At 64.1% G+C, this 20,341-nt stretch carries 17 protein-coding genes and 1 pseudogene; 7 read left to right on the top strand and 11 right to left on the bottom strand.

Going from position 1 to position 20,341, the window contains the following annotated elements:
* The first annotated feature begins 34 nt into the window (after positions 1-34).
* Positions 35-1,186 carry an HlyD family secretion protein gene (locus I6F35_RS30425; RefSeq protein ID WP_225121326.1) on the top strand — a complete coding sequence of 384 codons (1,152 nt, stop codon included), beginning with the start codon at positions 35-37 and terminating at the stop codon, positions 1,184-1,186.
* Positions 1,187-1,410: 224 nt separating this feature from the next.
* Positions 1,411-3,021 (top strand): MDR family MFS transporter, encoded by a 1,611-nt coding sequence (locus tag I6F35_RS30420; protein ID WP_225121325.1) that lies wholly within the window; start codon positions 1,411-1,413, stop codon positions 3,019-3,021.
* 140 nt (positions 3,022-3,161) lie between these two features.
* Here I6F35_RS30420 and I6F35_RS30415 read toward each other — a convergent pair whose 3' ends face one another.
* The 5 genes from I6F35_RS30415 to I6F35_RS30395 form a co-directional block, all read right to left on the bottom strand.
* Positions 3,162-4,019: a D-amino-acid transaminase gene (locus I6F35_RS30415; RefSeq protein WP_225121324.1), complete on the bottom strand. Its 858-nt coding sequence runs from the start codon at positions 4,017-4,019 to the stop codon at positions 3,162-3,164.
* Between the two features lie 184 nt (positions 4,020-4,203).
* Complete coding sequence (locus I6F35_RS30410; RefSeq protein WP_225121323.1) at positions 4,204-4,935, bottom strand: amino acid ABC transporter ATP-binding protein; 732 nt, start codon at positions 4,933-4,935, stop codon at positions 4,204-4,206.
* Between the two features lie 8 nt (positions 4,936-4,943).
* Positions 4,944-5,636, bottom strand: coding sequence for an ABC transporter permease subunit (locus tag I6F35_RS30405; protein ID WP_225121322.1), 693 nt, complete (start codon positions 5,634-5,636; stop codon positions 4,944-4,946).
* 1 nt (position 5,637) lies between these two features.
* Positions 5,638-6,369 (bottom strand): amino acid ABC transporter permease, encoded by a 732-nt coding sequence (locus I6F35_RS30400; protein WP_225121321.1) that lies wholly within the window; start codon positions 6,367-6,369, stop codon positions 5,638-5,640.
* 218 nt (positions 6,370-6,587) lie between these two features.
* Positions 6,588-7,499: an amino acid ABC transporter substrate-binding protein gene (locus tag I6F35_RS30395; protein WP_225121320.1), complete on the bottom strand. Its 912-nt coding sequence runs from the start codon at positions 7,497-7,499 to the stop codon at positions 6,588-6,590.
* Positions 7,500-7,987: 488 nt separating this feature from the next.
* Between I6F35_RS30395 and I6F35_RS30390 the strand changes: the two genes are divergently transcribed.
* From I6F35_RS30390 to I6F35_RS30380, 3 genes are all read left to right on the top strand, one after another.
* Positions 7,988-8,938, top strand: coding sequence for a tripartite tricarboxylate transporter substrate binding protein (locus I6F35_RS30390; RefSeq protein ID WP_225121344.1), 951 nt, complete (start codon positions 7,988-7,990; stop codon positions 8,936-8,938).
* Between the two features lie 75 nt (positions 8,939-9,013).
* Complete coding sequence (locus I6F35_RS30385; protein WP_225121319.1) at positions 9,014-9,499, top strand: tripartite tricarboxylate transporter TctB family protein; 486 nt, start codon at positions 9,014-9,016, stop codon at positions 9,497-9,499.
* Positions 9,500-9,506: 7 nt separating this feature from the next.
* Positions 9,507-11,015, top strand: coding sequence for a tripartite tricarboxylate transporter permease (locus I6F35_RS30380; protein ID WP_225121318.1), 1,509 nt, complete (start codon positions 9,507-9,509; stop codon positions 11,013-11,015).
* 10 nt (positions 11,016-11,025) lie between these two features.
* Here the strand turns inward: I6F35_RS30380 and I6F35_RS30375 are convergent, their stop codons facing one another.
* Together I6F35_RS30375 and I6F35_RS30370 are read right to left on the bottom strand one after the other, a co-directional pair.
* Positions 11,026-12,309 carry an MFS transporter gene (locus I6F35_RS30375; RefSeq protein ID WP_225121317.1) on the bottom strand — a complete coding sequence of 428 codons (1,284 nt, stop codon included), beginning with the start codon at positions 12,307-12,309 and terminating at the stop codon, positions 11,026-11,028.
* A 26-nt stretch (positions 12,310-12,335) separates the two neighbouring features.
* Positions 12,336-13,721 (bottom strand): M20 family metallopeptidase, encoded by a 1,386-nt coding sequence (locus tag I6F35_RS30370; RefSeq protein ID WP_225121316.1) that lies wholly within the window; start codon positions 13,719-13,721, stop codon positions 12,336-12,338.
* Positions 13,722-13,870: 149 nt separating this feature from the next.
* Between I6F35_RS30370 and I6F35_RS30365 the strand changes: the two genes are divergently transcribed.
* Entirely contained in the window at positions 13,871-15,259 is a 1,389-nt protein-coding gene (locus tag I6F35_RS30365) for an LLM class flavin-dependent oxidoreductase (protein WP_225121315.1), read from the top strand.
* A 203-nt stretch (positions 15,260-15,462) separates the two neighbouring features.
* On the opposite strand, the gene I6F35_RS30360 is transcribed toward I6F35_RS30365, so the two are convergent.
* The 4 genes and pseudogenes from I6F35_RS30360 to I6F35_RS30345 all read right to left on the bottom strand — a co-directional run.
* Positions 15,463-17,127, bottom strand: a complete 1,665-nt coding sequence (locus tag I6F35_RS30360; protein ID WP_225121314.1) for a thiamine pyrophosphate-binding protein — start codon at positions 17,125-17,127, stop codon at positions 15,463-15,465.
* A 237-nt stretch (positions 17,128-17,364) separates the two neighbouring features.
* On the bottom strand, positions 17,365-17,847 hold the full coding sequence (locus I6F35_RS30355) for a GFA family protein (RefSeq protein WP_225121313.1): 483 nt from the start codon (positions 17,845-17,847) through the stop codon (positions 17,365-17,367).
* A gap of 107 nt (positions 17,848-17,954) precedes the next feature.
* Positions 17,955-19,082, bottom strand: a complete 1,128-nt coding sequence (locus I6F35_RS30350; RefSeq protein ID WP_225121312.1) for an alkene reductase — start codon at positions 19,080-19,082, stop codon at positions 17,955-17,957.
* Positions 19,083-19,167: 85 nt separating this feature from the next.
* Positions 19,168-19,275: pseudogene (locus tag I6F35_RS30345) on the bottom strand (aldehyde dehydrogenase family protein); the annotation flags it as partial.
* Between the two features lie 161 nt (positions 19,276-19,436).
* Between I6F35_RS30345 and I6F35_RS30340 the strand changes: the two are divergent.
* Positions 19,437-20,288, top strand: coding sequence for an SDR family NAD(P)-dependent oxidoreductase (locus tag I6F35_RS30340; RefSeq protein ID WP_225121311.1), 852 nt, complete (start codon positions 19,437-19,439; stop codon positions 20,286-20,288).
* The last annotated feature ends 53 nt before the right edge of the window (positions 20,289-20,341 follow it).

Below are 20,341 nucleotides of genomic sequence, written 5' to 3'. Positions count from 1 at the left end.
CCAGGAGGCGCGCCTGAACGCATGTGGGAAAGCCATGTCCACGACGTCCTATGTCACTGATACGAAAGAAAAAATAAGCCTTCGCCCGTCCCGGCAGGCGGTCAAGCGGGCGGCATTGGCGCTGGTCGCCGTGCTCGGCGTCGCCGGCGTTGCCGACCTCGGCTACGACTATCTCACGACCGGCCGCTACCTCGAATCGACCGATGACGCTTATGTGAAGGCGGACTCCACGATCGTGTCGCCGAAGGTCTCCGGCTACATCGCGCAGGTGCTGGTCGGCGATAACCAGCCGGTCAAGGCCGGTCAGTTGCTGGCCGAAATCGACGATCGCGATTTCCGCGCCGCGCTGGCCCAGGCCCATGCCGATGTCGAGGCCTCCGAGGCTGCGGTGCGCAACCTCGATGCCCAGCTCGCCCTGCAGCAGCCGATCATCGAGCAGGGCACCGCCGACGTTGCCGCGGCCGAAGCCAACCTGAAATTCGCGCAGGAGGAGCAGGTCCGCTACGACGGGCTGATGAAGACCGGCTCCGGCACGGTGCAACGCGCGCAGCAGACCGACGCCGCACTCCGCGCCAGCAATGCGCAATTGCAGCACTCCAGGTCCGGCCTGCTCGCCGCCCAGCGCAAGGTCGATGTGCTGACCACCGAGCGCGCCAAGGCCGTCGCCCAGCTCGACCGCGCCCGCGCGGTGGAGCAGCAGGCATCGCTGAACCTCTCCTATACGCGCATCACCGCGCCGGTCGACGGCACCGTCGGCGCGCGCTCGCTCAGGGTCGGACAATATGTGCAGGCCGGCACGCAGTTGATGGCGGTGGTGCCGCTCGATGCCGTCTATGTGGTGGCGAACTTCAAGGAGACGCAGCTCACGAATGTGCGCAATGGCCAGCCGGTCGAGGTCGAGATCGACAGTTTCCGCGGCACCAGGCTGCGCGGCCATGTCGACAGCCTATCGCCCGCGAGCGGACTCGAATTCGCGCTGCTGCCGCCCGACAACGCCACCGGCAATTTCACCAAGATCGTGCAGCGCGTGCCGGTCAAGATCGTGCTCGACGATATCAGGCTGAAGGGCCTGTTGCGCCCGGGCATGTCTGCGGTGCCGACCATCGACACCAAAGCCACCGTGCTGGCCGAACGCGAAGCCAGGAGCCGGCTCGCCGGCAGCGCCGCCCGTCCGAACGGCGGGTAGCAGGCGAATTCACCTCTCCCGCTTGCGGGAGAGGTCGGCGCATAGCGCCGGGTGAGGGCTGTCTCCGCGGTGGGACTGTCGACGTGGTTCGAAGGTCCGAGGTGCAGCCATCGACAATCCCTTCGTGGAGAGACCCTCACCCCAGCCCTCTCCCGCAAGCGGGAGAGGGAGTGCAGCATCCATCGCGGAAGCAATCTGGCTTCATGCGCTAGCGGACAGGACTAATGACCACGCTACAGCCCACCCTCAACGCCGCATCCTCCGCGGAGCTCAGTCCCAAACCCGCCGCACCCGCTATCCCCGCAAAAACCTGGATCGCGGTGGTCGGCGCCAATCTCGGCGCCTTCATGGCGGTGCTCAACATCCAGATCGTCAACGCATCGCTCGCGGACATCCAGGGCGCGATCGGCGCCGGGATCGATGACGGCGGCTGGATCTCGACCTCCTATCTGGTGGCCGAGATCGTGGTGATCCCCTTGAGCGGCTGGCTCGCGCAGGTGTTCTCGATCCGCCGCTACCTTCTGACCAATGCCGTCCTGTTCCTCGTGTTCTCGGCGGCCTGCGCGCTGGCGCACGATTTGCCGCAGATGATCGCGCTGCGCGCCGTGCAGGGCTTCACCGGCGGCGTGCTGATCCCGCTGGCGTTCACGTTGATCATCACGCTATTGCCGAAGGCGAAGCAGCCGATCGGGCTCGCGATATTTGCGCTGTCGGCGACGTTCGCGCCGGCCATCGGGCCGACCATCGGCGGCTATCTCACCGAGAACTGGGGCTGGCAGTACATCTTCTATGTCAATTTGGTGCCGGGCGCGATTATGGTCGGCATGCTCTATTTCTCGCTGGAGGCCAAACCGATGAAGCTCTCGCTTCTGCGCGAGGGCGACTGGCCCGGCATCATCACCATGGCAATCGGGCTATCCGCGCTGCAGACGGTGCTGGAGGAAGGCAACAAGGACGACTGGTTCGGCTCGCCATTCATCGTCCGCCTCTCCGTCATCGCGGCGGTCGCTCTTGTGGCTTTCATCCTGATCGAACTGACTGCAAGCAAGCCGCTGCTGAACCTGCGCCTGCTGCTCCGCCGTAATTTCGGCTTCGGCATGCTGGCCAATTTCCTGCTTGGCACCGCGCTGTACGGATCGGTGTTCATCCTGCCGCAATATCTGTCGCGGATCCAGGGCTACAACGCCGAACAGATCGGCATGGTGCTGGCATGGACAGGGCTGCCGCAGCTCGTGCTGATCCCGCTGGTGCCGCGGCTGATGCAGCGATTCGACCCGCGCATCATCATCGGTATCGGCTTCACGCTGTTCGCGGCCTCGAACTTCATGAACATCTACATGACCAACGACTACGCCACCGACCAGTTGTTCTGGCCGAACATCGTGCGCGCCATCGGCCAGGCGCTGGTGATGGCGCCGCTGTCGGCGGTCGCGACCGCGGGCATCGAGGCCGAAAACGCCGGCTCGGCATCGGGGCTTTTCAACATGATGCGCAATCTCGGCGGCGCCGTCGGCATCGCGCTGTTGCAGACCCTGCTGACGAAACGCGAGCAATATCATTCCAACGTGCTGATGCAGTCGGTTTCGCTGCTGGAGCAGGCGACCCGCACCCGGATCGAGCAGCTCACGCAATACTTCATGAGCCATGGCGTCGCAGACCACGCCGACGCCACCCACCGCGCCATCGTCGCGATCGGCAGGATCGTGCAGAAGCAGGCCTACATCCTGGCTTTCAGCGACACCTTTTACATCATGGGCGTTGCGCTGATCGTCGCCCTGTTCGCCGCGGCGCTCCTGAAGAAGCCGAACGCGCTGGCCGGCGGCGGCGCGCATTAGGAATGGCTCTCCACCGTCATGCCCCGCGCAGGCGGGGCATCCAGTAACCGGCGGCGTCTCGATCCAGCACTAACGTCTCTGGAATACTGGATCGCCCGCCTTCGCGGGCGATGACGCCGGAGTTTGAACGACGAACCGACCTACACCGCGGTCGCCTTCGCGAACTCGACATAGATCTCGCGCAACCGGTCCGTCAGCGGGCCCGGCTTGCCGCTGCCGACCTTCTTGCCGTCGATTGCGACCACCCCCTGCACGAACACGGTGGCGCTGGTGATGAAGGCTTCCTTGGCGGCCAGCGCCTCGTCGATCGAGAAAGCGCGCTCCTCGACCCGGAGCTGACGCTCCTCGGCGAGCGCCACCACGGCCTTGCGGGTGCAGCCGGGCAGGATCTCGCTGCCGTTCTGCCGGGTGACAATGACATCGTCCTGGGTCAGGATGAAGGCAGAGGACGAGCCGCCCTCGGTCACCTTGCCATCCTGGATCATCCAGGCCTCGCCGGCGCCGGCTTCGGCCGCCGCCTGCTTGGCCAGCACCTGCGCGAGCAACGCCACGCTCTTGATGTCGCGCCGCTCCCAGCGGATATCTGGCACGGTAATGACGTTGATGCCGGTCTTGGCCGAGGGCGCGCCGACGATGTCTTTCTTGGCGGTGAACATCACCAGCGTCGGCCTCACGCTCTTGGGAAAGGCAAAGTCGCGGCCGGTATCGGCGCCGCGGGTCACTTCCAGATAGACCATGCCATTGACGAGATTGTTGCGCGCCACGAGTTCCTTCTGGATCTCCTGGATGCGGGCGATGGTTTCGGGCAGCTCCAGCCTGATCTCGCCGACCGAGCGCTCCAGCCGCGCCAGATGCGAAGCGTTGTCGACCAGCTTGCCGTCGAGCACGGCGGCCACCTCGTAGATCCCGTCGGCGAACAGGAAGCCGCGGTCGAGGACCGACACCTTGGCCTCCGAAAGGGGCACATACGAGCCGTTGACGTAAGCGATCTGTTCCAAGCGACGTCTCCCGGAGGTGGTGATGCGATCAGGTTTCTATACGCAATTCGTTAATGCCGAGAAAGGCTCCACTCGCCCTCTCCGCCGTCATTGCGAGGAGGGAAGCCACGAAGCAATCCATGCCTCCGCTTGCGGCGCTGTGGATTGCTTCGCTCCGCTCGCAATGACGTGGAAAGAGCAGCGTTCAATGCTGCAGGATCTTCGACAGGAACTTCTGCGCGCGGTCGCTGCGGGGCTTGCCGAAGAAATCCGCCTTCAGCGCATCCTCGACGATCTCGCCCTGGTCCATGAAGATCACGCGGTTTGCGACCTTGCTGGCAAAGCCCATCTCGTGGGTGACGACCATCATGGTCATGCCCTCGCGGGCGAGGTCGACCATCACATCAAGCACCTCGCTGATCATCTCGGGATCGAGCGCCGAGGTCGGCTCGTCGAACAGCATCGCGACCGGGTCCATCGCGAGCGCCCGCGCAATGGCGACGCGCTGCTGCTGTCCGCCGGAAAGCTCCGCCGGATATTTCTTCGCGTGCTCCTTCAGCCCGACGCGCTCCAGCAGCTTCAAGGCCTTTGCCAAGGCCTCGTCGTGCTTGCGGCCCAGTACCTTCTCCTGCGCCAGGCAGAGATTGTCGATGATCCGCAAATGCGGAAACAATTCGAAGTGCTGGAACACCATGCCGACCCGCGCGCGCAGTTTCGGCAGGTCGGTCTTGGGATCGTTGACCTTGATGCCGTCAAGGATGATCTCGCCGCCCTGGATCGGCTCCAGCGCGTTGACGCATTTGATCAGTGTCGATTTGCCTGAGCCGGAGGGGCCGCAGACCACCACCACCTCGCCCTTGGCGACGCTGGTGGTGCAGTCCTTCAGCACCTGGAAAGTCGGCCCATACCATTTATCGACGTGGCGAAGTTCGATCATGTGATTGGCTACCGGACAATAGCGATGCGCGCCTGCAGGCGGCGGACGCCGTAGGAAGCTACGCAGGAGATGGTGAAATAGACCGCGGCCGCGAACAGATACATCTCGACCAGCCGCCCGTCGCGCTGGGCTACCTTGCTGGCGGCGCCGAGGAAATCCGGGATCGACAGCACGTAGACCAGCGAGGTGTCCTGGAACAGCACGATGGTCTGGGTGAGCAGCACCGGCAGCATGTTGCGGAACGCCTGCGGCAGCACGACATAGCGCATGCTCTGCGCATAGGTCAGGCCGAGCGCGCTCGCCGCCGACGGCTGGCCGCGCGGGATCGACTGGATGCCGGCGCGCATGATCTCGGAGAAATACGCCGCCTCGAACATGATGAAGGTGATGAGCGAGGAGGCAAACGCGCCGACGCGGATCGGCCGCGAGGCGCCGGTCAGCCACTGCCCGATATAGGGCACCAGGAAATAGAACCAGAAGATCACCAGCACCAGCGGCAGCGAGCGCATGAAGTCGACATAGAGCCCGGCGATGCGGCCGAGCAGCTTGAATCCGGACAGGCGCATCAGCGCGATCAGCGTGCCGAACACCAACCCGCCCAGCGCCGACAATGCCGTCAGCGTCAGCGTGAACGTCATGCCGTCGATGAAGAGGTAGGGCAGCGAACGACGGATGACGTCGAAATCGAAATTGCCGAGCATGCTATTTCCCCGCGATGTAACCGGGGATCGCGACCTTGCGCTCGAGGATGCGCATGCCGGTGACGACGACGAAATTGATCAGGAGATACATGATGGTCGCGGCCGTGAAGGCCTCGAACACCTGGAACGAGAATTCCTGCATCGCGCGCGCCTGTCCGGTCAATTCGATCAGCCCGATGGTGATCGCCACGGCCGTGTTCTTCACGGTGTTGAGGAATTCGGAGGTCAACGGCGGCAGGATGATGCGATAGGCTATCGGCAGCAGCACGTAGCGATAGGTCTGCGCCGTCGTCAGCCCGAGCGCGGTCGCGGCCTGCCTCTGGCCGCGCGGCAGCGAGGCGACGCCGGCCGCAAGCTGCACTGCGACGCGCGCCGACATGAACAGGCCGACACCGATCGAGGCGGTCCAGAACGGCGCGTTCGGCAATTGCTTCAGCCACAGCCCCGCGGCGCGCGGCAACAGTTCCGGCAGCACGAAGAACCACAGGAAGAGCTGCACCAGGAGCGGCATGTTGCGGAAAAATTCGACGTAGGCAAAGCCGATCCAGCCCGCGGCCTTCGACGGCAGCGTCCGCAGCACGCCGACCACCGAGCCGAACACCAGCGCAATGATCCAGGCCATCAGCGCGGTCTTGATCGTCAGCGCCAGCCCCGACAGCAGCATGTCGAGATAGGTGCCGCTGCCGGTCGGGTTCGGCTCGAAGAAGATCTGCCAGTTCCAGTTGTAGTTCACGAGTCCCCCGGTCCGCTATACGCGAGCCCGCCCATGCAATGGCCGGGCCATCTCAGTAGCGGCCGGCCACTGCTGTTTCTCCTCATCCTGAGCAGCTTGCGCAGCAAGCGTCTCGAAGGATGAGGCCACCGGCCGATGCCTCATGGTTCGCGCGGCGATGCGAAGCATCGTCCGGCGACGCGCTACGCGCTCCTCGCCATGAGGGTCTACAGCTACACCTACTTATAACTGTCCGGATCCGGCGAGTCCGACGGCTTTGCGAACTCATTTTTCAACTCGGCGGCGATCGGCGTATTCAGGTTCAGCCCCTTGGGCGGAATCTTTTGCGTGAACCATTTGTCGTAGATCTTCTGGCCCTCGCCGCTCGTATACAGCGCGGCGGTTGCCGCATCGACCACCTTCTTGAAGGCCGGATCGTCCCTGCGCAGCATGATGCCGTACGGCTCCGGCTTCGAGAACGCATCCTTCGAGATCACATAGTCGTCCGGCGCCTTCGATCCCGCAACCAGGCTTGCGAGCAGGATATCGTCCATCACGAAGGCGACCGCGCGATCGGTCTCGACCATCAGGAATGCTTCGGCATGATCCTTGGCCGGGATGATGTTGACGTTCAGCCCGCGCGCGGCGTTGGCTTCCGTGAGCTGCTTGATGTTGGTGGTGCCGGCCGTCGAGACCACTGGCTTGCCCTTGAGATCGTCGATCGAATTGAGCTTGCTCGACTTCTTCGAGACGAAGCGGCTCGCGGTGAGGAAATGGGTGTTGGTGAAGGAAATCTGCTTCTGCCGCTCGGCATTGTTGGTGGTCGAGCCGCATTCGAGATCGATGGTGCCGTTGGCGAGCAGCGGGATGCGGGTCGAAGATGTCACCGGATTGAGCTTCACCTCGAGCTTGTCGAGCTTCAATTCCTTCTTCACGGCATCGACGATCTTGTAGCAGATGTCCATCGCATAGCCGATCGGCTTCTGGTTGTCATCGAGATAGGAGAAGGGGATCGAGGAGTCGCGATGACCGAGCGTGATCGAGCCGGTCTCCTTGATGTTCTTCAATGTCCCCGTCAGCTCCTGGGCGCCGGCCTCGGCCGCGCCGAGCGCGGCGGCGAGCGCGAAGCCGATCGAAAGAAGGCGTTTCATGCGTGATCTCCTTATTGGACAGGTTTGATTGTGTCAGAATGTCTGTTGGCGGGTACCGGCGCAACGTGGTCGCGACACAGCACGAACTTCTCGCTCATCGCCAAATGACCGAGCTTCACCATCATCGTAACTCTTGCGCCCTGTGTCCCCCAGCGTGCGAAAGAAATCATACTCGCCCGCGCGAGAATAGGGCGGACATACTTTAGTCTCGATTGCCTTCCACCCGCCCGCACAGGTTGACGTCGAATCATTCGCAGTCCGGCGGCAGGCCGCGGCTTTCGGCGCTCCAATTCCGCAGCTCGGCATGCCAAGTCAGGCGAATTGTCGCACGTCCCGTTTCACCCGGCGGCATCGACAAACCTTTCCTCCAACATGCTTTTCTTCTGTTTGGTTTTCGGGAAAGATCGCCGCATCAAAGACAAGACAAATCCGGCCCGGCGCCAACGGGACCGCAGAGGGAGTTGATGATGCCTCGTTACAACCGTTTGATGTTTGCAGCCGCGGCCATCGCCATGCTGATGGCAACTCATGCCGCCGCCCAGGATTATCCGACCAAGCCGATTACCCTGATCGTGCCGTGGCCGGCCGGAGGATCGACCGATATCTCGATGCGCGCCATCGCCGACAGCGCCTCGAAGATCCTGGGCCAGCCGATCGCAATCGACAACAAGGCCGGCGGCGGCGGCACGGTCGGTCCGGCCACCATGGCGGCGGCCGCGAAGCCGGACGGCTACACCATCGCACAGATTCCGATCACCGTGTTCCGCCTGCCCCTGATGCAGGAGGTGTCGTGGGATCCGGCCAAGGATTTCTCCTATATCGTCCACCTCACCGGCTACACCTTTGGTGTCACGACCAGCGCCGAAGGTCCGTTCAAGACCTGGCAGGACGTGATCGATTTTGCCAAGAAGAATCCCGGCAAGGTCACCTATGCGACGCCGGGCGCCGGCACCTCGCTGCATATCGGCATGGAGCAGATCGCCGCGCTCGCCGGCATCAAGCTGACGCAGGTGCCGTTCAAGGGCGGCGCCGAGACCAATGCCGCCGTCCTCGGCCAGCACACCATGCTGCAGGCGGATTCCACCGGCTGGCGGCCGCTGGTTGACGCCGGAAAGCTGCGGCTTCTGATGGTGTGGACCGCCGCGCGCTCGCCGAACTATCCGGACGTGCCCACGCTGAAGGAACTCGGCTATCCCATGGTCTATGATTCCCCGTTCGGCGTCGCCGGGCCGAAGGGCATGGATCCGAAGATCGTCGCCAAGCTGCACGACGCCTTCAAGAAGGCGATCGAGGACCCGGCGGTGATCGCAACGCTCGCCAAATACGACATGGTGCCGAACTACAAAAACACCGAGGACTATAAGAAGTTCGTCGTCGAGGTTACCGCGTCGGAGCGCAAGGTGATCGAGTCGCTCGGCCTTGCGAAGAAGACGAACTAGCTCTCCCCGGAGGGCAGCATCACCATGAGGCGCGCACCTGCGCGCCTCGAAGGATGCATCTGGAAGGCACGACACATGAGCAACGACGCGAACGTTAAATTCCGCCTCAGCAATTCCGAGCTCTGGGGCGGGCTGATTGGCCTGGCCTTAGGCGGCTTCGTGATCTGGTCAGGCTTGAAGCTCAAGCTCGGCACCATCAACGATCCCGGTTCCGGCTACGTGCTGTTCTACACCGGCATCCTGATCTGCCTGTTCGCTGCCACGATCATTATCTCGGCCGTCACCGAAGGCGCGCCGACGCTGGCCTCGCGGTGGGAGAACACGCGCTGGACCAAGCCGCTTCTGATCATCGCCTGCCTCGCATTGTTTGCCTTCGCGCTCGACACGTTCGGCTTTCTGCTGTCGGCGATCCCGCTGATGGTGCTGCTCTTGCGCGTGATCGATCCCGTGCGCTGGTCGCTGACCGTTCCGCTGTCGATCGCGGCCCCGCTCGGCATGTGGTGGGTGCTCAAGCATCTGCTTGGCATTCAACTGCCCACGGGCATATTCGAGATCGGCTGAGCGCGTCATGGAAACGCTCCTCAATGTCGCCCATGGCTTCGGCGTCGCGCTGGCGCCGGTCAACCTGCTTTATTGCTTTGTCGGCGTCTTCATCGGCACCCTGGTCGGCGTGCTGCCTGGCATCGGCCCGATCTCGGCGATGTCGCTGTTGCTGCCGGTGACGCTGTCGGGCACGCCGGAATCCGGCATCATCATGATGGCCGGCATCTATTACGGCTCGATGTATGGCGGCTCCACCACCTCGATCCTGGTCAACATCCCCGGTGAAGCTGCCTCCGTCGTCACCTGCATCGACGGCCACGAGATGGCCAAGCAGGGCCGCGCGGGACCTGCGCTTGGCATCGCCGCATTCGGCTCGTTCATCGCCGGCACCTTTGCCCTGATCGCGCTGATGCTGGTCGCGCCAAAGCTCGCCAGCGTCGCGATCGCGTTCGGCCCGGCCGAATATTTTTCGCTGATGGTGCTGGGACTGGTGGTCCTGACCTTCCTGACGCAGGGCTCGATGGCCAAGGCACTGCTGATGGCCTGCATCGGCGTCGTGCTCGGACTGGTCGGTCTCGACAGCATCACGGCGATGCCGCGGCTGACCTTCGGCCGCCTGGAACTGATCGACGGCATCGGGCTCGTGCCTGTTGTGATGGGGCTGTTCGGCATCGCCGAAGTGCTGCTCAACACCGAGCAGGTGATCAAGCGCGACGTTATCAGCACGCGCATCACGCACCTGTTGCCGAACAAGGCGGACTGGAAGGCCAGTGCCGGACCGGTGTCGCGCGGCACGATCCTTGGATTCTTCCTAGGGATCTTGCCAGGCGGCGGCGCGGTGATCTCGTCGTTCGCATCCTACGCGCTGGAGAAGCGACTCTCCAAGCATCCGGAGCGGTTCGGCAAGGGCGCCATCGAAGGCGTTGCCGGCCCGGAATCGGCGAACAACGCCGCTGCCGGCGGCGCCTTCATTCCGTTGATGACGCTCGGCATCCCGCCCAACGTGGTGATGGCGCTGCTGCTCGGCGCTTTCGTGATCCACGGCCTGCAGCCGGGCCCGCTTCTGATCACGCAGAACCCCGGACTGTTCTGGGGCATCGTCGCCAGCATGTATATCGGCAATTTGATGCTGCTCGTGCTCAACCTGCCCATGATCGGCATGTGGGTGCAGCTCTTGAAGCTGCCATATAACGTTCTGTTCCCGCTGATCATCCTGTTCACGATCATCGGCGTCTACTGTTCCAGCAACAATGTCTTCGACGTGTACGTGATGATCGCCTTCGGCGTGATCGGCTATTTCATGCGCAAGCTCGGCTACGAGCCGGCGCCGCTGGTGCTCGCCTTCGTGCTCGGCCCGATGCTGGAAAACAACTTGCGCAAATCGCTGATCCTCTCGCAGGGCGACCTGATGACCTTCGTGCAGCGGCCGATCTCGGCGGCCTGCCTGGCGCTCGCACTGGCGCTGCTGATCGGCCCGCTGCTTCCGGCCTTGCGCAGGAAGCGCGAGCTGGTCGCGCTGGACGAGGGCGCGTGACGGGCAACGCCTACGCGAGCTTCATCCGGCGTGTCGTCACCAGCGCCGCGAGGCTCAGGACGGCGACGGCCGTGAGATAATATCCCGGCGCCAGTTCGCCGATCGCTGCGAATCCGCCGAGCCAGGTCATGATCGCCGGACCCATCCCGCCGAACGCGGTGACGCCGATGTTGTAGCTGAGGCCAAGACCGGTGGCGCGCGTTGCCGGCGGGAACAGTTCCGACATCAACGCGGCGAGCGGACCGTAATAGGGCGCCTTCAGGATGCCGAGCCAGAGCACGTCAAGCAGGATGATGCCGGGCGTCGGTCTTCCCGTCAGCAGCAGGAACGCCGGAAAGATCGAGACCAGGAGCAGTATGCCGAAAGCGATCATATGCGTGGTGCGCCCGATCTTGTCCGAGACGAGACCCGCGATCGGCGCCAGCAGCATTACGGCGGTCTGCGCGGCCAGCGAGGCGGTAAACCCGACCGACGGCGGCAGATTGAGCGTCTTCACCACATAGGTCGGCATGTAGACGATGAGGTAGTTGACCGCGGTCGAGACCGCGAGCGCGCCGATCGCGAGCAGCACCGGCAGTTTTTGGCGCAACAGGACCTCGCTCACGGGCGATGTCCGCTCGCCGGCCGGCGGCGGCGTCGCGTCATCGATATGATTGCGGATGTAGATGCCGACCGGGCCGATCAAGACGCCGAACAGGAACGGCAGCCGCCAGCCCCAGGATTGCAAATCTGCCGGGCTCATCCACGACGTCAGCAGCGCGCCGAAGCCCGCTCCAAGCAATCCGCTCAATCCCTGGCTGGCGAACTGCCAGCTCGCGACAAAGCCGCGCCGCTCCGGCATGTGCTCGACCAGAAACGCGGTCGAGCTGCCGAACTCGCCGCCGGCGGAAAAGCCCTGCACCAGGCGGGCGAGCAGGACCCCGATCGGAGCGAGGATGCCGATCCTGTCATAGGTCGGCATCAAGGCCAGCGCGAGCGTGCCCGCCGTCATCAGCATGATCGACACCATCAGCGACGCCTTGCGGCCATGACGGTCGGCGTAGGCGCCCAGCATGATGCCGCCGATCGGCCGGATCAGGAACGACAATCCAAAGGTGCCGAAGGTCAGGAGCAGCGATGTCGTCGGATCGTTGTTCGGGAAGAACGCTTTTGAGACATAGACGGCGAAATAGGCGTAGACCGAAATGTCGTACCATTCCAGCGCATTGCCGATCGAGGTGGCGACGATCAGACGTGTGACGTTCTTTCTCGGCTCGACGCCGGCGCGCGAGTCAAGCGACGTGGATACGGTCATCACCACTGCCTTTCCGAGGGATCCCGCTAGAATTTCCGCGCCGTTTCGCCGAGATCCCAGAACAGGCCGGCCATGATGGCGAGTGCCTCCTCGGTGACCGGCAGCAGAATGTGCTCGTCGGGTGCGTGCTGCGAGCAGCCGGGATAGGAATGCGGCACCCAGATCGTCGGCAGGCCCAGACCTTCCGAAAACACGTCGTTCGGCAGTGAGCCGCCGAAATTCGGCAGAATCGCCGGCGCCTTGCCGGTCGTCTTGCGGATCGATTCCGCGGTCCAGTCGATCCAGGGACTATCCATGTCGGTCCGCGACGCCGCAAAGCGTTGGGCGCCGCTGACTTCGACCATCGGAAAGCCATTGGCGTGCAGATGCGTGCGCACGGCATCAATGATGTCCTGATGCCTGGTGCCGACGACAAAGCGGAGCTGCAACACCGCGCTTGCATGTCCCGGAATCGCATTCGCCGGGCTTGCGATATTGCCGGAGGACATCGCCAGCACCTCCAGCGTGTTCCAGGCATAGAGTCGCTCGGCGGGCGAAAGCCCCTCCTCGCCCCAGTCCGGCGACAGCGCCGGCTCATCCGCGCCCGGTTCGACCTTCACATCCGCCAGCGCCGCACGGACCCGGTTCGAGATCGGCGGCGGCTTCAATGCCTCCAGCTTGATCCGTCCCTTGCCGTCGACCAGGCTCGCGATTGCGTTCGCCAGGATGGTTGCGGGGTTGGCGAGCACGCCGCCCCAATTGCCGGAATGATGCCCGCCCTCGCGCAGGTTGACGTCGAGATGGATGCGGTTGCCGCCGCGGCAGCCGAGAAAGATTGTCGGGCGCTCGGCCGAGAGCCGCGGCCCGTCGGAGGCCAGGAACAGATCGGCCTTGAGTTCCTGGCGGTGCGCTTCGCAGACCGCCCGCAGGTCGGGCGAGCCGATCTCCTCTCCGGTCTCGATGATGAACTTCGCGTTGAAGCCGAGCCTGCCGCCCCTGACCTCCCGCACCGCACGCAGCGCCGCGATATTGATGCTGTGCTGACCCTTGTTGTCGGCGGTCCCGCGGCCGTAGACGCGATCACCCTTGATCGTGGTCTTCCAGGGATCGAGATTATCGCGCCATTCGCCGATCATGCCGTCGACGACGTCGCCATGGCCATAGGTGAGCACGGTCGGCCGCGCGGCGTCCTCGAGATATTCGGCCAGCAGATACGGGCCCTTGCCCGTCGGCGACTCGATCAGGCGGGTCTTGAAATCGAGCTCGGCGAGCGCAGGCTGCAGACTCTCCGTGAGATAGGCCCGCAGCGCGGCGCCGCTGCCGGGATTCTGGCTTTCGGTCCGGTAGCCGACGCGTCGATCAAGCTCGCGAAGAAACTCGCCCGATTGAAAATGCTGCCGAACGCGAGCAATCGCATCACCCCTCTCAGCCATAACTTTCCCTTTCGTCGCGCCTTGTCGACCGGATTATTCTCCCGGCCTCATTATCGGGATACGCCATGTGCTGGAAGTGGCGCGGCGACGTCGGGCTCTGCTAAAATTGCATTGGGCACACCACGAAATAAGTATCGAAAGCCTTCCAGATGACAAAACAGATCCGGCTCAACGCCTTTGCCATGAACTGCGTGGCGCATCAGTCGCCGGGATTGTGGACCCATCCGCGCGACCGCACCGCGGAGTACAACCGGCTGCCCTACTGGCTCGACCTTGCCAGGACGCTGGAGCGCGGCCGGTTCGATGGCCTGTTCCTCGCCGACGTGCTCGGCGTCTATGACGTGTTCGGCGGCGGGCCGGACGCTGCGCTGCGCAACGCCGCGCAGACGCCGGTGAACGATCCGCTGTTGCTGGTTCCGGCGATGGCGGCGGTGACCAGGCATCTCGGCTTCGGCGTCACCAGCAATCTCTCCTTCGAGCCGCCCTACACGTTCGCGCGGCGGATGTCGACGCTCGATCATCTGACCGAAGGCCGCGTCGGCTGGAACGTGGTGACCGGCTATCTGGACTCGGCCGCGCGCGGCTCCGGCAAGGACAAGCAGACGGCGCATGACGACCGCTACGACATCGCCGACGAATATATGGAAGTGGTCTATAAGCTCTGGGAAGGAAGCTGGGAAGACGACGCCGCGATCCGCGATTGTGCCCGCAGCATCTTCACCGATCCTGCCAAGGTGCATCCGGTGAGGCATGAGGGAAAGAATTTCCGCCTTGATGCGCTGCATCTGAGCGAGCCGTCGCCGCAGCGCACGCCGGTGCTCTATCAGGCCGGCACCTCGCCGCGCGGCCGGCAGTTCGCCGCGGAGCATGCCGAATGCGTGTTCATGTCAGGGCCATCGGCCAAGGTGATCGCGCCGCGCGTCTCCGCCATCCGCGAGCTCGCCGCACAGCATGGCCGGAATCCCGCCGAGATCCTGATGTTCAGCATGATGACTGTGATCCTCGGCCGCAGCGAAGCCGAGGCGAAAGCGAAATATGCCGACTATCGCCGCCACATCAGCCATGAGGGCGCGCTGACCCTGATGTCCGGCTGGACCGGCGTCGATTTCTCCACCTACGGCCTCGACCAGGAGGTTCGCCATGTCCACAACGATGCCGGCCGCACCGCGATGGACAACATCACCCGCGCCGATCCCGATCGCATCTGGACCGTGCGCGAGGTCGCCGAGCATGTCGGCATCGGCGGCATTGGCCCGGTCGTGGTCGGCACGCCGGACAAGGTCGCCGACGAGATTGAGCATTGGTTCGAACAGACCGACGTCGACGGCCTCAACGTCGCCTTTGCGATCTCGCCTGGCGATTTCGAGGATATCGCCGACATGCTGGTGCCGGAACTCACTCGCCGCGGAAGGTACAAGCAGGACTATGCGCAAGGCACGCTGCGGGAGAAGCTATTCGGCGCGGGCCGCGCGCGGCTGACGAGCGAGCACCCGGCGAGCCGCTGCCGCATCGAGCCGCACGCGACGGCGGCGGAGTAGGAGCGCCCCCGTCTCACACCGTCATTGCGAGGAGCGAAGCGACGAAGCAATCCACGTCTCCGCGTGCCGAGAGATGGATTGCTTCGCTTCGCTCGCAATGACGGGTTGATGGGGGTTGTCATTCCGGGGCGATGCCAAGCATCGAACCCGGAATCTCGAGATTCCGGGTTCACGCTTCGCGTGCCCCGGAATGACGGCAAAGCTCAATTCACCGAGTTGCTGACCACCACCTCGATCAGCTTCGCGCCGGGCCGGCCGAACGCCGACCGAAGCGCGCCCTTCAATTCGCGGGGATCGCTGATCCTCATCGCCTCCAGCCCGAGCGACTTCGCGACGCCGGTGAAATCAACCGGCGGATCGACGAAATCCATGCCGACGTAATGGTCGTCGCCATGGAAGGCGAGCAGGCGCTGCTTGATGATGCGGTAGCCGCCATTGTTGACGATGACAAATGTCAGCGGCAGCTTGTGGTTGGCCGCCGTCCACAGCGACTGGATCGAATACATCGCGCTGCCGTCGCCGGAAAAGCACACCACCGGCCGCTGCGGATTGGCGAGGCTGACGCCGACGGACGCCGGTAGTCCCCAGCCGATGCCGCCGGAGGCAAGCGCGTGATAGCCGTAGCGGCCGCGATGCGGCCGCAGGGAGATCATGTGCCGCGACGAGGTCAGGCCTTCATCCACCAGGATCGCATTGTCAGGCATCGCCTCGACCACCTGCAGCGCCAGCCAGTCCGGATCGATCGGCGAGGTGCCCTCGGCTTTCGATATCTGCTCGACCAGCGCCTTCCGCTTCGCAGTCCAGTTCTTCGCCGCCAGCGCCGCAACGCCCTGCTTTGCACGCGCCTCGAGCGCTGCGCCACCGGCCGCCTTCAGCGCTGGGTTCAAGGCACGCAGGGTTTCCTTCACATCTGCCTTCAGCGCGATCTCCGCGCCGTAGTTCTTGGCCAGGTCCCAGTCGACAAGACCGACCTGAACGATGGCGAGCCCATCCGGCAGCGGATCGATCTCGCTATAGACAGACATCCGCAGCGGATCGCCGCCGAGCGCGATGATGAGATCGTAGGGCGCCAGCGTCTCGCGCGCGAGCTTCTGCACCCGCGCGATCGCGCCCATGAAGCACGGGCTTTCGGAGAGGAAGTGCGCGCCATAGGGCGTCGACGATTGATAGGCCGGCGCGCCCAGCGTTGCCGCGAGTTCGGCGGCTTCGTTCAGCGCATCGCTCTTGACGATCTCGTCGCCGGTGACGATCACCGGCCGCTGCGCTTTGAGGATGCGCGCGGCCAGCGCCTGCAGCGATTCATCCGACGGCTTCACGCGGGTGTCGACACGGGTCGCGCGGCCGAGCTCGATGCCGGCTTCGGAATTGAGGATATCGCCGGGCAGCGAGATGAACACCGGCCCGGTCGGCGGCGTGGTCGCGACCTTTGCGGCACGGCGCACGATGCGCGGCAGGTCTTCCAGTCGCGTCACCTCGACCGCCCATTTCACCAGCGGCTCCGCCATCTGTACCAGCGGACCGTAAAGCACGGGCTCCGTCAATCCGTGGCCCTGCTCCTGCTGGCCGGCGGTGAGGATCAGCGGCGTGCCGGTGAATTTCGCGTTGAACAGCGAGCCCATCGCATTGCCAAGACCGGGTGCGACATGGACGTTGCAGGCAACCAGCTTGCCGGAAGCGCGGCTGAACCCGTCGGCCATCGCCACCACCAGGCTCTCCTGCATCGCCATCACATAGGTGAGGTCGGGATGGTCCTTCAGCGCATGCATGATCGGCAATTCGGTGGTGCCGGGATTGCCGAACAGATGCGTGATGCCCTCGTCCTTCAACAGCGCCAGGAATGCCGAACGCCCGGTAATGCGGTTCTTCATGTCTCCTCCTACCCTCGGCTCGTTGGCGCGCGGGATGGAGGCATCATGACCAAACTTGCCGGCCCCGGGCAATCGCGCCTGGGATCATGGCTGCCTTGCGATGTAGCGCCGTAGGACCGTAGCCCGGATGGAGCCACCGGGTCGCGCGAATGCGCGCCCGATGACAGGCTCCGCGTAATCCGGGGAGCCACGGACGCGAACCCGGGTTGCGCTGCGCTCCACCCGGGCTACGAAAATTCAAAACATCCCTTCGCGATCGGGACGCTTCTTCTTTTTCGAGCGCTGCCAGACCACGCCGGGAAAACCCTTCAGCGGCACCAGCGGTTCGCCGGTATAGGTCCACTCCTGCAACTCTTCGATCGCGATGTGATACAGCGGCTGCCGGCCGGTGCGGCCCGAGAACAGCGCACGCGGAATGTTCACCATGTGCGGCGAACGCGCGCGCTCGTAAAATAGCGGCGTCCCGCAGGTTGCGCAGAAGCTGCGCACGGTCTTCGTCGCCGGATCCTCGTAGCGCGTGATCGCATCGGCGCCTGCGATGATGCGGAACCGCTTGCGCCAGCTCCCGACATAGGTCGCATAGGCCGCGCCATGCGCGCGGCGGCTTGGCGCGGAATGATCATGCCAGGCCCAGCGCGCCGGCACGTCGATCTCGAGCCGGACCGCACCGCACAGGCATTGGCCCGACGCGATACCTCCCGCAGCGGCTGCTTTGGCCATCTTGGTGTTCCGTCTCCTTCGTTATTGCGAAGCGCGAAGCGACCAAGCATCCATCTCTCCCCGTGCGGAGCCATGGATGCTTCGCTTCTCTCGCAATGACGAACGTCTTACGCCTGCGCCATCTCGTCGTGTGCAGGATAATCGGTATATCCCTTCTCCTCGCCGCCATAGAAGGTCGCGCGGTTATACGGCGTTATCGGATAGCCGTGCTGCAGCCGTCGCGGCAGGTCCGGATTGGAGATGAAGATGCGGCCGAAGGCGATTGCATCCGCGTGTCCCGCGGCGATCGCCGCTTCTGCGGTCTCGCCGGTGAAGCCGCCGGCGGTGATCAGGACGCCGCGCCACATCGGACGGTACAGCACCATCGCCGACGGCACGTTCTGGTGATTGACCTCGGCCCGGCCGGCGCCGGAGGAGCGCGGCTCGATGAAGTGCAGATAGGCAAGCCCGAGCGGATCGAGCGACTTGATCGCGTGGCTATAGAGCGGCATCGGATCGGCTTCGCCGCTGCCATTGGCGATGCCGTAGGGCGACAGCCGGACGCCGACGCGGTTCGCGCCCCAGACCTCGATCACGGCCTTCGTCACTTCCAGCAGGAAGCGCACGCGGTTCTCGATGGAGCCGCCATATTGATCAGTGCGCAGGTTGCTGCGCGACTGCAGGAACTGCTCGATCAGATAGCCATTGGCGCCGTGGATCTCGACGCCGTCAAAACCCGCCTTTAGCGCGTTCCTCGCGCCGTCCCGGTATGCCTCGATCACGCCGGGAATCTCGCTGGTTTCGAGCGCCCGCGGCGTCTCGTAATCGACGACCTTGCCGTCAGCCGTCACCGCCTTGAATTCCGGCGAGATTGCCACCGCCGAAGGAGCCACCGGCAGCGCGCCGCCGGGCTGGAACGAGGAATGCGAGACGCGTCCGACATGCCAGAGTTGCAGGAAGATGATGCCGCCCTTGGCGTGCACCGCATCGACCACTTTCCGCCAGCCGGCAATCTGCTGCTCGCTGTAGATGCCGGGAATTCCGGGGCTGCCGAACCCGGTATTCACCACAGGCGAGGCCTCCGCGATGATCAGGCCGCCCGGGGTGGCGCGCTGGGAATAATATTCCACGTTCAACGGCCGCGGCGCGAGCGAGGGCTTTTCCGCGCGCATCCGCGTCAAGGGCGCCATCACCACGCGATGCTGGAGCTGATAGGGACCGATCTTGAGAGGAGAGAACAGCGACGGGAATTTCATGCCTGCCCCGAATTTTGTGTTGTCGTTATCAGGCACTATAGGGGAGGCACGCGCCGCTGAAAAGGAAGCCATACGGCGACCCGTCATTGGTGGTCCAGACGCCGCTGCCGAGGCCGAACATCGTGGCGTTGGCGCGCTTGATCAGTTCGTCGGTATCCTTGAAGGCGATTGCGGAGATCACCGGCCCGAAGAGGCGAACACCGCCATTGCCGCGCCCGGCACGGCTTGTTCGAGAAAAGCTGCCGGCTTTGGCGCGGCTGGCGCGGCAATGAAGACCTCCCATGCAGCTTCGTGCATGGCATGCCCAACGAGTTAGCCTACGGAAGGCCGCCACATATTTGTCGGAGAGAGACCATGCCCCATCCTGCCATGTCGCCAAATCATGTCGCCGTGATCACCGGAGGCGCATCCGGCATCGGGCTCGCCGCCGCCATGCGCTTCGCCGCGTCGGGCATGAAGGTCTGCGTCGCGGACGTCAGCGCCAGCGGTCTCAAGGAAGCCGCCACAAAACTGTCATCGATCGCGCCCGGCGGCGCTGACAGCATCATGACCGAAACCGTCGACGTCAGCCGCTTCGAGGATCTCGTGAGACTGGAAGGCGCGGTGCAGCAGCGGTTCGGCGGCACCGACATCCTGATGAACAATGCCGGCATTCAGCCGGGCAGCCAGATGTTCGGCCCGCGCGAGAACTGGCAGAGGATCCTTGGCGTCAATCTGTGGGGCATCATCAACGGCACGCACGCCTTCGTGCCAAAGATGATCGAGCGCGGACGCGAAGGGCTTATCATCAATACCGGCTCCAAGCAGGGCATCACGACGCCGCCCGGCGATCCCGCCTACAACGTGTCGAAAGCCGGCGTGAAGGCCTTTACCGAGGCGCTGCAGCATGAATTGCGCAACACGCCCGGCTGCCGCCTCACCGCGCATCTGCTCATCCCCGGTTTCGTCTTCACCGGGCTTACCGCGCGCGGTCGCGCCGACAAGCCGGCCAGCGCGTGGACGCCGGAGCAGACGATCGACTTCATGATGGAACGGCTCGACGCCGGCGACTTCTACATCCTCTGTCCCGACAATGACGTGCCGCGGCAGCTCGACGAGCGGCGCATCCTCTGGGCTGTCGGCGACGTCGTCGAGAACCGTCCCGCGCTGTCGCGCTGGCATCCGGATTATGCGGATGCCTTTGCCGCGTTCGTGAAGAACACGTGAAATGCTCGAACACGCGATCGTGCGCCGTCTCTAAATTTGAATTTAAACACCGC

The organism is Bradyrhizobium sp. BRP22 (genome assembly GCF_020194175.1).
GTDB lineage: Bacteria > Pseudomonadota > Alphaproteobacteria > Rhizobiales > Xanthobacteraceae > Bradyrhizobium.
The sequence above is the reverse complement of the archived record's forward strand: the minus strand, read 5'-3'. Positions and strand labels throughout refer to the sequence as shown.

What these genes read in the sequence shown, in the direction of transcription:
- I6F35_RS30370 (WP_225121316.1), bottom strand. Translation starts at nt 13,721, where the DNA reads ATGGCTGAGAGGGGTGATGCGATTGCTCGCGTTCGGCAGCATTTTCAA.
- I6F35_RS30390 (WP_225121344.1), top strand. Translation starts at nt 7,988, where the DNA reads ATGTTTGCAGCCGCGGCCATCGCCATGCTGATGGCAACTCATGCCGCC.
- I6F35_RS30420 (WP_225121325.1), top strand. Translation starts at nt 1,411, where the DNA reads ATGACCACGCTACAGCCCACCCTCAACGCCGCATCCTCCGCGGAGCTC.
- I6F35_RS30355 (WP_225121313.1), bottom strand. Translation starts at nt 17,847, where the DNA reads ATGGCCAAAGCAGCCGCTGCGGGAGGTATCGCGTCGGGCCAATGCCTG.
- I6F35_RS30375 (WP_225121317.1), bottom strand. Translation starts at nt 12,309, where the DNA reads ATGACCGTATCCACGTCGCTTGACTCGCGCGCCGGCGTCGAGCCGAGA.
- I6F35_RS30425 (WP_225121326.1), top strand. Translation starts at nt 35, where the DNA reads ATGTCCACGACGTCCTATGTCACTGATACGAAAGAAAAAATAAGCCTT.
- I6F35_RS30350 (WP_225121312.1), bottom strand. Translation starts at nt 19,082, where the DNA reads ATGAAATTCCCGTCGCTGTTCTCTCCTCTCAAGATCGGTCCCTATCAG.
- I6F35_RS30405 (WP_225121322.1), bottom strand. Translation starts at nt 5,636, where the DNA reads ATGCTCGGCAATTTCGATTTCGACGTCATCCGTCGTTCGCTGCCCTAC.
- I6F35_RS30380 (WP_225121318.1), top strand. Translation starts at nt 9,507, where the DNA reads ATGGAAACGCTCCTCAATGTCGCCCATGGCTTCGGCGTCGCGCTGGCG.
- I6F35_RS30395 (WP_225121320.1), bottom strand. Translation starts at nt 7,499, where the DNA reads ATGAAACGCCTTCTTTCGATCGGCTTCGCGCTCGCCGCCGCGCTCGGC.
- I6F35_RS30340 (WP_225121311.1), top strand. Translation starts at nt 19,437, where the DNA reads ATGCCCCATCCTGCCATGTCGCCAAATCATGTCGCCGTGATCACCGGA.
- I6F35_RS30360 (WP_225121314.1), bottom strand. Translation starts at nt 17,127, where the DNA reads ATGAAGAACCGCATTACCGGGCGTTCGGCATTCCTGGCGCTGTTGAAG.
- I6F35_RS30365 (WP_225121315.1), top strand. Translation starts at nt 13,871, where the DNA reads ATGACAAAACAGATCCGGCTCAACGCCTTTGCCATGAACTGCGTGGCG.
- I6F35_RS30385 (WP_225121319.1), top strand. Translation starts at nt 9,014, where the DNA reads ATGAGCAACGACGCGAACGTTAAATTCCGCCTCAGCAATTCCGAGCTC.
- I6F35_RS30410 (WP_225121323.1), bottom strand. Translation starts at nt 4,935, where the DNA reads ATGATCGAACTTCGCCACGTCGATAAATGGTATGGGCCGACTTTCCAG.